Source organism: Mucilaginibacter sp., assembly GCF_039207105.1.
Classification (GTDB): Bacteria; Bacteroidota; Bacteroidia; order Sphingobacteriales; family Sphingobacteriaceae; genus Mucilaginibacter.
Map to the genome: position 1 here is coordinate 1 of NZ_JBCECK010000163.1, position 10,586 is coordinate 10,586.

The following is a 10,586-nucleotide window of genomic DNA, read 5'->3' on the forward strand; positions in this document are numbered from 1 at the left end:
CACACCTGCAAATAGTGATAAGGTTTAGGTTTAAAGCCCCCAAGCAGCGAGTGCAAGGGGGCTTTTATTTTTAAGGTATTTTTTCCTCGATCGCAGTTTGCGATAATTGTTTTAATTTGCTGCTTTTTATTATAATTCTGAAACCCGTAAATGAGTGATCTGAAGAAAAAATTATATGACCTGTGTGTAAGTTATGTGCGTAAAAGTATGGATGCTGCCGAACTGGGGATCCAGGAAGCGCAAAAAGCATCAAATGACGATACCAAGAGTAGCGCGGGCGATAAATACGAAACCGGCCGTGCTATGATGCAGCAGGAAACCGATCGTAATTTGTCCCAGTTAAATGAAGCTAATAAATTAATGGTGGCCTTAAACCGCATAGGTACAACAGGCACTGCTACTAAAGCCGAAACCGGGAGCGTGATCATGACCGATAATGGCAACTTTTACCTGGCTATAAGCGCGGGCAGTTTGTTGGTTGATGGTAAAACTTATTTCGCGGTTTCGCCGGCCTCGCCCATCGGTTTAATGCTTGCGGGCAAAGCAAGCGGCGATAACTTTGCGCTTAACGGTAAGCAATATCATATACAATCAGTAAGTTAATGCCGTAATAGCCTGCTTTTTATGCTGCGGAACATAACAATGGATGTTATTATATTGTTTTAACCAACCTGAATTTTAACGGTTAAAAAAAATAAAAACGTTCATTCACAAATTCTTGCAGTAATCATCAAATATCTATTACTATATTTGATGATAACAAAAGATGGCAAGCAAAAAGATCTTGCTCATTATAAATTAAAGATTGATGAACATATTCGTAGGAAGCCTTCCTTTTTCATTAGAGGAAGCCGATTTAAAAGAGCTTTTTGAAGCGTATGGTGAAGTAAGCACCGTAAAATTAATTATTGACAGAGAATCCGGAAGAAGCAAAGGTTTCGGATTTGTTGAAATGCCTGATGATGAGGCTGCTCAAACTGCTATTACCGGCTTAAACGGCTCTGAAGTTAAAGGCAGATCAATTGCAGTAAGCCAGGCAGAAGAAAAAAAACCAAGTGACCGCAGAAGCGGCGGTGGTGGTTATGGCGGCAACCGTGGCGGCGGTGGTGGCTATGGCGGCAACCGTGGTGGTGGCGGTGGCTACTCAAAAGATAACAGAGGCGGCGGCGGTGGCCGTTGGTAAATTATAAATTAAAATAAAACACCGGAGGATGTTTCCCCCGGTGTTTTATTTTAAGTAGTGTATAAATTCCCCTATTATCGGTTTTTAGATCATTTTGCATTCGCGGGTATTTTGCCTGCATGGATTTGCTTTTTCTAAAAATTAATATCTTCTCTTAAAACAGCTGTCCTAACCAGGGTAAATTGCTGTTGTTGCAGTATTCTTTCGTGTAGTATTTTGATAGCATGGGTTTTATCGTCCTCTATCTGCTTATAAAACATTTTTAATTCATCGGCGCTTTTACGGAAAATGCCTAACTTAATCATGTTTATTTTTTCGGTTAGCAACGTGGCTCATAATGCCATCGTAATAATAACGTACCTATAGTTCAACAACGAAAAATCAATCTCATGAAAAAACTTATTCTGTTTACCCTGCTTATTTGTATAAGCCTATTTGCCTTTGGGCAAAAAAGAGTGGTTTGCTGCAGCAAGCCATCGGCAACACGGCAGTTTGCCATGCTGGCTGCTAACCCCAACTTTCGGATGGAACATAAAACGCCGCTACCTATCCATTTTCAAAGCGCAATTGGTAAAGCCATCACTTATAAAACTGCCGATGGTAAGGAGTCTGCCGCGTATTTTTTGAAAGCTAAAAAAACTACCAATAATTATATTTTAGTGATACATGAATGGTGGGGCTTAAATGATTTTGTAAAGCGCGAATCAGAAAAAATATATAACGAACTGGGCAACGTGAACATTATTGACGTTGACCTTTATGATGGTAAAGTAGCCACCACCCGCGAAGATGCAGGTAAATTTATGCAGGCCGTAAATGAAAACCGAGCTAAAGCCATTATTAACGGCGCCATTGCTTACACCGGCAAAAACGCGCGTATAGCTACCCTGGGCTGGTGTTTTGGTGGTGGCTGGAGCCTGCAGGCCAGTTTATTGGCCGGCAAACAAGCTGCTGCATGTGTAATGTATTATGGCATGCCCGAACAGGATGTTAACCGACTGAAAACCTTAAATGCCGATGTGTTGGGCAACTTCGCCAATAAAGATCAATGGATAAATCCCAAGGTGGTTGCCAAGTTTGATGCCGATATGAAAAAGGCAGGTAAAAAGGTTTACCTGCATAAGTACGATGCCGATCATGGCTTTGCAAACCCAAGCAACCCTATTTATGACAGCAATGCCACTAAGGATGCTTACGCCAATACCATAACTTTTTTAAAGGCGCGCTTAAAATAAACAAATCATATTAATGTTATGTTATACCGGGCAAGTTTCGCTTGCCCGGTTTTTTTGTAACATTGCATAAATTTTTCTTTTTGACTGCTTCTACTAAAAAAATAGTATCCTTTTCACTTAAAACCGCTGTACTGGTCATGGCGGGCTGGTATATATATCACCAGTTTTACAAAAAAAACAACGACCTAAAGCAGTTTGAAGCCTTAACATCTCAAATAAACAGCACACATGTATTAACTGCCATGAGTATTGTGGTTTTGTTAATGGTGGTTAACTGGCTGCTGGAAGCCTTTAAATGGCGCTACCTCACCAAAACCCTGGTTAATATTACCCTTTGGGAAGCCGTTGAGGCTGTTTTTTGCGGACTTACCTGGGCTATTTCAACCCCAAACCGGGTTGGGGAATATGGCGGCCGGGTAATGTTTTTACCCAATCGTAAACGTATACATGGTGTTTTTGCTATGGCTGTTGGTGCCTTCGGGCAAATCATCATGACCAATTTATTGGGGCTGATAGCTATAGTATGGCTTTTTTATAATTATATACCGGTGAGTACCTGGTTGTTTTGCCTGATCATACTGGTGTCGATTTTAACGATGGCTATACTGCTCGTATTTTTCTTTAACATCAAATGGATAGTGAACCTGCTTGACAGGATAGGCTTTCTGAAAAAATACCACAGGTTTTTTGAGATCATGGGGCGTTATAAAAAACGCGAGCTGTTGAATGTTCTGGGTTACAGCATGGCCCGTTATGTGACTTTCACTGTTCAGTATTGCATTGTTTTTCATTTGCTTATACCCCAGTTCGCGTTTTTTCCAATGGTGATGATGCTGTTTGTTTATTTCTTTATCACATCGGCAGTACCCTCGCTTGATCTGCTGGATGTAGGCGTTCGCAGCTTTACAGCATCACATTTATTCTCCTATGTAACCGATCAAAAAATAGCTGTTATTGCCGGTGTATCGTCAATATGGCTCATAAATTTAATTATTCCGGCTATTTTAGGATCTTTATTCGTTTTTAAACTCAAATTCTTTGATCGCACTGCATAGTTTTGTTTCGCTGTTTTTAACCGGCATTTACCTGCTGTTAGTTATTTATTTAATACGTGGATGGGCCAATATAAAAGTTACCCGGCCCCGCGTTGCTCCTTTTCAAACCAAAGTTACCGTACTGATAGCCGCGCGAAACGAAGAAGAGCGGATAAACCTAACCATTGAGGATGTACTGGCACAGGATTATCCCAAACACCTGCTGGAGATAATTATTGTTGATGATCATTCAACCGATAATACCGCTGCCATCATTAGTAGTTATGCTGATCGTGGCGTAACCTTATTAAAGCTTAATGAGGCTGAACCACTGAACTCTTACAAAAAGAAAGCTATTTCTGAAGCCATCAAACTATCAACCGGCGAACTGATGGTAGCTACTGATGCCGATTGCCGTATGGGCTCCAGATGGCTGTCATCTATAGTAGGTTATTATGAAACCGATAATCTGGTAATGATATCATCGCCGGTAACCTACTTTGAAGAGCGCTCACTATTTGAGCTGATGCAAACCCTGGAGTTTGGCTACCTGATAGGTATAGGCGCGGCATTCATAGGTAACGGCAGGGCATCAACCTGCAACGGGGCAAACTTTGCTTACCGTAAAGATGTATTTTATGAAGTTGGCGGCTTTAAAGGTATTGATGAGCTGGCATCGGGCGACGATGAGCTATTATTACAGAAAGTCGCTGAGCGTTATCCGGGCAAAATTGGATTTCTGAAACACACTGATGCAGTAGTTTATACCCATGCTAAGCATACCTTGCGCGAGTTTATGCAGCAACGCAGGCGCTGGGCCTCCAAATCAACCAAATACAAGGATAAAAAGGTAGTGGCCTTTGGTATTTGTATCTGGTTGTTCAACATCTCTCTGCTGCTGAATGCCGGCCTTGGCTTTTATGATTTTTACTTTTTCAAACTTTTCCTGGTACAGATTTTATTAAAATACATGTTTGAGGTTGTTTATCTGTTGCCTATAACATCGTTTTTTAAACGCAGTTACCTGGTGAGTTTGCTGGTTTTGCTGATACCCCTGCACATTGTATATTTTGTGGTGATAGGCCTCATGGGCAATAATCATAAATATTTGTGGAAAGGTCGCGTTGTAAAATAACAAGCCCGTGTAAATATTAACTTATGCGTTTGGTAGTTGCGCCTATTTGAGCGATATTTAACCCGGACGCAAAAATTACTATTGACAGATCTTACTCCTTCAAAACGCACCTGGCAGGCGTTTAAACGCAATAAAATTGCTATCGCCGGTCTTGTTTTTATCATACTCACCCTGTTGAGTGCTGTATTGGGCTATTTGATTATGCCCGATCAATCTCCGCACGCCAATAACATGACCATACAGCTGAGTATTAAAAAGCCCGGCAGCTCGTTCATGATGCTGCGAGTAAGGAAAAGCGAACCTGTTGATACCGTAAGTTTTTTTACCCGGATGCTTTTTGGCCAGCCCACCTTTTACCGCGATGTTCCGATAACGGGCTATCATTTTGCGCAGGACTCCATTTATGTAAATGAATACATTGGCGATGAAGATAAACCCGAAATAAAGGCTTATAATATTTTTGAAGTAGTGAACGGTGTTAAGCCGCGTTACCACTATGGAACGGTCTTATTAAATCCGGGTATTTCTGTGCATAAAGGCCAGGAAATATATAAACGCTTTTACGCTAAAATAGTTACCGAACAGATCATCAACAGAACCTTTTGGCTGGGAACCGATATTTACGGGCGCGATATGCTAAGCCGCCTGCTGTTAGGCACGCGGATATCACTGGCGGTAGGCTTGATGTCGGTAATTATCAGTATGCTTTTGGGGGTAACCATAGGTGCAATTGCCGGGTATTTTGGCGACTGGATAGATAATTGCCTCAGCTGGCTCATGAATATATTATGGAGCCTGCCGGCATTATTGCTGGTTATTGCCATATCATTTGCATTGGGTAAAGGCTTATGGCAAATATTTATTGCTGTGGGTTTATCCATGTGGGTTGAGGTAGCGCGTATGGTACGCGGGCAGGTAATGGCACTAAAACAGGTGGAATATATTGAAGCCGCGGAGGCATTAGGCTTTAATAATACCCGTATTATTGCTAAGCATATCCTGCCCAATATAACAGGCCCCATATTGGTACTGGCATCGTCCAATTTCGCGTCGGCTATATTGCTGGAGGCAGGCCTTAGCTTTTTGGGTTTTGGGGCGCAGCCGCCTATGCCAACCTGGGGCGGCATGATCAAAGAGCATTATGGCTATATTGTGATGAATTCGGCATATCTTGCTATTATTCCGGGTGTGGCCATTATGTTGCTGGTATATGCTTTTAACCTGGTTACCGTTGGCCTGCGCGATGCCTTCGATATAAAATCACAAAGTGCCCGCATTTAAAATTATTTTTTTATTTTAGTCAGACCCACTTATAACAAATGCAATATATAGAAGATAGTTCTGGCGAGGACGAATTGATCAGATTGTTGCTTAAGCGGCAGTCTGAGCTTAACTCCCTTCTGGAGATTACCCGCGCCATTAATAAAAATACCGCTACTCCTATATTGATACAAATGCTCGAGGTAATTTTGCAGAGTTACCTGCAGGTGGGCAAGCTCCGGTTTTTAATTGAAAAGGAAAATAAGTTTGTTTGTATCTCCAGGTATGGCGGCGATATGGAGTCGGCGGTTTTACTGAATAAGGCCTGCAATAAGCTGAGCAAAATTAAATCGCCCATAGCTATAGCAGATCATCAGGATCCGCTGCTTAAAAAATACAATTACTTTATCCCGATATACCACAAAAGCAAAGCACTGGCCTATGCCCTCATCGGCGATTTTAATACCTCGGGCGAGATGCTTAACAATGACCTGAACTTTATTCAAACGCTCATGAATGTGATCATCGTGGCGCTGGAGAATAAAAAGCTGTTCCGGGAACGCTTGCAATCAGAACGTTTTCAGCGCGAGATGGAGCTGGCGGTTGAGGTGCAGAATATGCTGATCCCCCTGCGCATGCACAAGGATGATGGTGTGGAAATAGGCGCCAAATACTTGCCGCACCAAAACATCGGAGGCGATTATTTTGACTTTATCAGGATCAATGAAAATGAGTTTTTGTGGTGTATTGCCGATGTATCTGGCAAAGGAATATCGGCAGCCTTACTGATGGCTAACTTTCAGGCCAGTTTGCATGCCTGGACCGCGGTGGAAGATAACCTTACCAATATCCTGCAACGCCTTAACAAAATAGTACTAAGCAATACCAAAGGCGAGAGGTTTATAACCTTGTTTTTGGCGCGTTACAACGAAAAGAAACGTAAGCTTAATTATGTCAACGCGGGGCATAACCCCCCTATTTTATACACCAACGGCACTGTAGCGCCGCTGAAAATGGGTACTACCATGATAGGTGTATTTGAAGAATTGCCATTTATAAATGAAGGAGAAATTGATCTGGAACCCGGCAGCCTTATTTTTAACTATACCGATGGGCTGATGGACTTTGAATCGCCCACCAACAAGGTATGGAACGAAGATAAGCTGCTTAATTTTGTGAAAGATAAAGGCCATCTATCTCCCGATAGCCTGAACGACACGGTACTGGCGCATTTAAACAACTCTTTTAAAAGTAAACCAATTGATGATATTACTTTGTTTACGATAAGGATATTTTAGATTTTTAGTATCAAGTAGTTAGTATCAGGTACCAAGACAGCGTCTGTTGAAAGTAAGTGCATTTTGGTAACGCCTAAAAAATCATGATACTTGATACTCGCTATCTGATACTAAGAACAGCCAACATTTTTTATATTTGCAACCAATGTTAGCAGCGAGGTATCAGCAGGAATTTATTGAGGCGGGATGTGATGAGGCCGGGCGCGGTTGCCTTGCCGGGCCTGTGTTTGCTGCCGCTGTGATACTCCCTCATGATTTTGATCATCATTTACTGAACGACTCTAAACAAATACCTGAAGATGTCAGGTATCAGCTGCGTATCGAAATAGAACAAAAAGCTATTGCCTATGCTGTTGCATCTGTGGATAACATCGAGATTGATGAGATCAATATTTTGAACGCGTCATTTTTAGCCATGCACCGGGCTATTGAAAAATTAAGCATGGCTCCTCAGTTTTTAATTATCGACGGTAACCGGTTTAAAAAATACCCCAACATACCGCACGAGTGCATCATCAAGGGCGATGGTAAATATTTCAGCATAGCGGCGGCATCTATACTGGCCAAAACCTACCGCGATGACTATATGCTTCAGATTGCTGCCGAACACCCGGAGTATGATTGGCACAGCAATAAAGGCTACCCCACTATTAAACACCGCGAAACGGTAATGAAAATAGGCTATACGCCATATCATCGTAAAACTTTCCGGGTAACCGACCCGCAGCTGAGTATTTTTTAAAGATGTTACTTTGATTACGGCTTTCAGGTTGGTATTTTTACAGCAAACCAAATAACCAATTGAAGATCCTTATTTTAACCCATCGAGTTCCGTTTCCGCAAAATGGAGGCTACGCTATTGTGGTATGTAATACCATAAAGGGCTTAGTTGCGCTTGGGCATGAGGTATCATTGGCGGCACTTAATGCCAAAAAATATAATGGCAGCACACACGAAGTAACAGACGAGCTGCTTGATAAAATAAACTATACTTCATACGATATCAATATCAGCATGTCTGTGTTGGATAGCTTGATGAACCTGATCAGTAAAAAATCAAACGACATTGACCGTTATTATGATGCGGAGTTTGAAAAACTGCTGGTGCGCGAGCTGCGGCAAACAGATTATGATGTAGTGCAGTTTGAAGGTTTGTTTGTAACTCCCTACCTGGCGGCCATACGCAAGCACTCCCGGGCCAGGGTGGTTTATCGGTCGCACAATATTGAGCACCAGGTATGGCAACGGCTGGCGCAGCAAAAAAGCGATCTGTTTAAAAAATGGTACCTGCGCATGTTGGCCAAACGGGTAAAAGATTATGAGCTACAGCAACTGAATAAGGTTGACGCTATAGCGGTTTTTACTGCCGAAGATAAAAATACCATCCTTTCATACGGCACTACTATCCCGGTTGAGATATTTCCGGTTGGGATAGACCTGAGCCAGTATAATCCAGATTTTAGTCGTACCGAATTCCCAAGCCTCTTTTTCCTCGGGTCGTTGGATTGGCTACCCAATCGTGAGGGAATTGAGTGGTTTATTGATAACTTTCATAAAGACCTTACCGATGGCGACCTGCGGGTAAAGTTTTACGTTGCCGGGCATAACATTCCAGAAAGGTTTGATGATTATGAGGTGATGGGCAAAATATTTATCCAGGGCGAGGTTGACGATGCCTTTGAGTTTGTGAACAGCAAAGCCATCATGATCGTTCCGCTGTTATCGGGTGGGGGCATGCGGGTAAAAATAGTAGAGGGCATGGCCATGCAAAAATGCATCATATCTACCTCATTGGGTGCCGAAGGTATTAATTTTGAAAACGGCACTAATATCATCATAGCTAACGATCAGGAAGAGTTTTATAATGCTATTGAACGCTGTATTACCGACGAAGAACATTGCCGTACCATAGGGAAAAATGCCCGTAAACTGGTTGAACAGCAGCACGATGTAAATGCGGTTACCCGCAACCTTGCGGAGTTTTATACCAAACTTGCATAAGCTTCAAATTTACCGTCAGAATAGTTACTTTTGCGGCATTAAAAGTTGACGATGATGCCACATTAGTTACCGCTCAAAAACAGGGCGCTTAGCTGCTGATGGCCTAATCTCAGGTATAAAACACTTACGCTGATGAAAAATACGGCTTTAACCGATATCCATATTAAAACCGGTGCCAAAATGGTACCTTTTGCCGGCTACAACATGCCTGTTCAATACGCGGGCATTAATGCAGAACATGAAACCGTACGTAAAGCGGTGGGGGTGTTTGATGTGAGCCACATGGGCGAATTTATTTTAAAGGGCGATAAAGCGCTTGATCTGATCCAAAAAGTTACCAGTAATGATGCTGCTAAACTATATGACGGCAAGGTACAATACTCCTGCCTGCCTAATGAGGATGGTGGTATTGTTGACGATCTGCTGGTTTATCGTATCGATGAAAAAACCTACATGCTGGTAGTTAACGCCTCAAACATTGAGAAGGACTGGAACTGGATATCAAAATACAACACGATGGGTGTTGATATGAAGAACATATCTGACCGCACCTCACTGCTGGCCATTCAGGGCCCCAAAGCTGCCGAAGCCCTGCAAAGTTTAACAGAGGTTGACTTGGTATCAATGGAGTACTACACTTTTAACAAAGGAACTTTTGCCGGTGTGGATAATGTGCTGATATCGGCCACGGGGTATACCGGTGCAGGTGGGTTTGAGATCTACTTTGAAAACCAGTATGCAGAGCAAATTTGGGAGGCTATTTTTAAAGCCGGTGAACCTTTTGGCATTAAGCCAATTGGCTTAGGTGCTCGTGATACCCTACGCCTTGAAATGGGTTTTTGCCTGTACGGAAACGATATTGACGATACCACATCTCCTTTAGAGGCCGGCCTGGGCTGGGTAACCAAATTTAATAAGGAGTTTACCAATTCAGAGTCATTACAGCAGCAGAAACAAGCAGGTGTAAACCGTAAGCTGGTTGGTTTTGAAATGTTGGAACGTGGCATTCCCCGTCATGATTACCCCATTGTTGATGCCGATGGCAATAACATAGGCAAAGTAACTTCCGGAACGCAATCATACTCGCTGCAAAAAGCAATTGGGTTGGGTTATGTGGATACCGCCTTTGCTAAAGAGGGATCAGAAATATATGTGAGCATCAGGGACAGCAAAGTGAAGGCTAAGGTTGTAAAACCGCCTTTTTATAAATAGGCGAAGCCCCCTAACCCCCTGAAGGGGGAACTATAAACAATAGTTTGTCCTTCTGTATTTAATTTAAAATTATGTCTAAAGAAACTCAAAATAATAGTGCACGTGCGGCTCATGTTTGCCTTACTCCGGCATTGTTGCCTTTATATAATGTACAAGAGTACATTGTAGTGGTTATTGATATTTTCAGGGCAACATCATCTATATGTTATGGTATTGAAAACGGTGCTG

At 42.3% G+C, this 10,586-nt stretch carries 12 protein-coding genes; 11 read left to right on the forward strand and 1 reads right to left on the reverse strand.

Annotated features, from left to right (window positions below; all coding sequences use genetic code 11):
• Positions 1-150: 150 nt before the first annotated feature.
• Positions 151-603, forward strand: coding sequence for a 3-oxoacyl-ACP synthase (locus AAGC65_RS21930; RefSeq protein ID WP_343114606.1), 453 nt, complete (start codon positions 151-153; stop codon positions 601-603).
• A gap of 205 nt (positions 604-808) precedes the next feature.
• Complete coding sequence (locus tag AAGC65_RS21935) at positions 809-1,183, forward strand: RNA-binding protein (RefSeq protein ID WP_343114607.1); 375 nt, start codon at positions 809-811, stop codon at positions 1,181-1,183.
• 134 nt (positions 1,184-1,317) lie between these two features.
• On the opposite strand, the gene AAGC65_RS21940 is transcribed toward AAGC65_RS21935, so the two are convergent.
• On the reverse strand, positions 1,318-1,488 hold the full coding sequence (locus tag AAGC65_RS21940; RefSeq protein ID WP_343114608.1) for a hypothetical protein: 171 nt from the start codon (positions 1,486-1,488) through the stop codon (positions 1,318-1,320).
• 84 nt (positions 1,489-1,572) lie between these two features.
• Between AAGC65_RS21940 and AAGC65_RS21945 the strand changes: the two genes are divergently transcribed.
• The 9 genes from AAGC65_RS21945 to AAGC65_RS21985 all read left to right on the forward strand — a co-directional run.
• On the forward strand, positions 1,573-2,418 hold the full coding sequence (locus AAGC65_RS21945; protein ID WP_343114609.1) for a dienelactone hydrolase family protein: 846 nt from the start codon (positions 1,573-1,575) through the stop codon (positions 2,416-2,418).
• 80 nt (positions 2,419-2,498) lie between these two features.
• Entirely contained in the window at positions 2,499-3,473 is a 975-nt protein-coding gene (locus tag AAGC65_RS21950; RefSeq protein WP_343114610.1) for a lysylphosphatidylglycerol synthase domain-containing protein, read from the forward strand.
• Positions 3,457-4,587 (forward strand): glycosyltransferase, encoded by a 1,131-nt coding sequence (locus tag AAGC65_RS21955; protein WP_343114611.1) that lies wholly within the window; start codon positions 3,457-3,459, stop codon positions 4,585-4,587. The genes AAGC65_RS21950 and AAGC65_RS21955 overlap by 17 nt, the downstream gene beginning before the upstream one ends.
• Positions 4,588-4,668: 81 nt before the next feature.
• Complete coding sequence (locus AAGC65_RS21960) at positions 4,669-5,868, forward strand: ABC transporter permease (RefSeq protein WP_343114612.1); 1,200 nt, start codon at positions 4,669-4,671, stop codon at positions 5,866-5,868.
• Between the two features lie 38 nt (positions 5,869-5,906).
• Entirely contained in the window at positions 5,907-7,145 is a 1,239-nt protein-coding gene (locus tag AAGC65_RS21965; protein WP_343114613.1) for a PP2C family protein-serine/threonine phosphatase, read from the forward strand.
• Between the two features lie 145 nt (positions 7,146-7,290).
• Positions 7,291-7,887 (forward strand): ribonuclease HII, encoded by a 597-nt coding sequence (locus AAGC65_RS21970; protein WP_343114614.1) that lies wholly within the window; start codon positions 7,291-7,293, stop codon positions 7,885-7,887.
• Positions 7,888-7,946: 59 nt separating this feature from the next.
• Entirely contained in the window at positions 7,947-9,146 is a 1,200-nt protein-coding gene (locus tag AAGC65_RS21975; protein ID WP_343114615.1) for a glycosyltransferase family 4 protein, read from the forward strand.
• Between the two features lie 132 nt (positions 9,147-9,278).
• Positions 9,279-10,358 carry a glycine cleavage system aminomethyltransferase GcvT gene (gene gcvT / locus AAGC65_RS21980; RefSeq protein ID WP_343114616.1) on the forward strand — a complete coding sequence of 360 codons (1,080 nt, stop codon included), beginning with the start codon at positions 9,279-9,281 and terminating at the stop codon, positions 10,356-10,358.
• A gap of 71 nt (positions 10,359-10,429) precedes the next feature.
• A partial coding sequence (locus tag AAGC65_RS21985) for a 2-phosphosulfolactate phosphatase (RefSeq protein ID WP_343114617.1) occupies positions 10,430-10,586 on the forward strand: 157 nt, incomplete at its 3' end.

Excerpts from the sequence above, each read along its gene's own strand:
- AAGC65_RS21930 (WP_343114606.1), top strand. The coding sequence starts at position 151 with ATGAGTGATCTGAAGAAAAAATTATATGACCTGTGTGTAAGTTATGTG.
- AAGC65_RS21935 (WP_343114607.1), top strand. The coding sequence starts at position 809 with ATGAACATATTCGTAGGAAGCCTTCCTTTTTCATTAGAGGAAGCCGAT.
- AAGC65_RS21940 (WP_343114608.1), bottom strand. The coding sequence starts at position 1,488 with ATGATTAAGTTAGGCATTTTCCGTAAAAGCGCCGATGAATTAAAAATG.
- AAGC65_RS21945 (WP_343114609.1), top strand. The coding sequence starts at position 1,573 with ATGAAAAAACTTATTCTGTTTACCCTGCTTATTTGTATAAGCCTATTT.
- AAGC65_RS21965 (WP_343114613.1), top strand. The coding sequence starts at position 5,907 with ATGCAATATATAGAAGATAGTTCTGGCGAGGACGAATTGATCAGATTG.
- AAGC65_RS21970 (WP_343114614.1), top strand. The coding sequence starts at position 7,291 with ATGTTAGCAGCGAGGTATCAGCAGGAATTTATTGAGGCGGGATGTGAT.
- gcvT (WP_343114616.1), top strand. The coding sequence starts at position 9,279 with ATGAAAAATACGGCTTTAACCGATATCCATATTAAAACCGGTGCCAAA.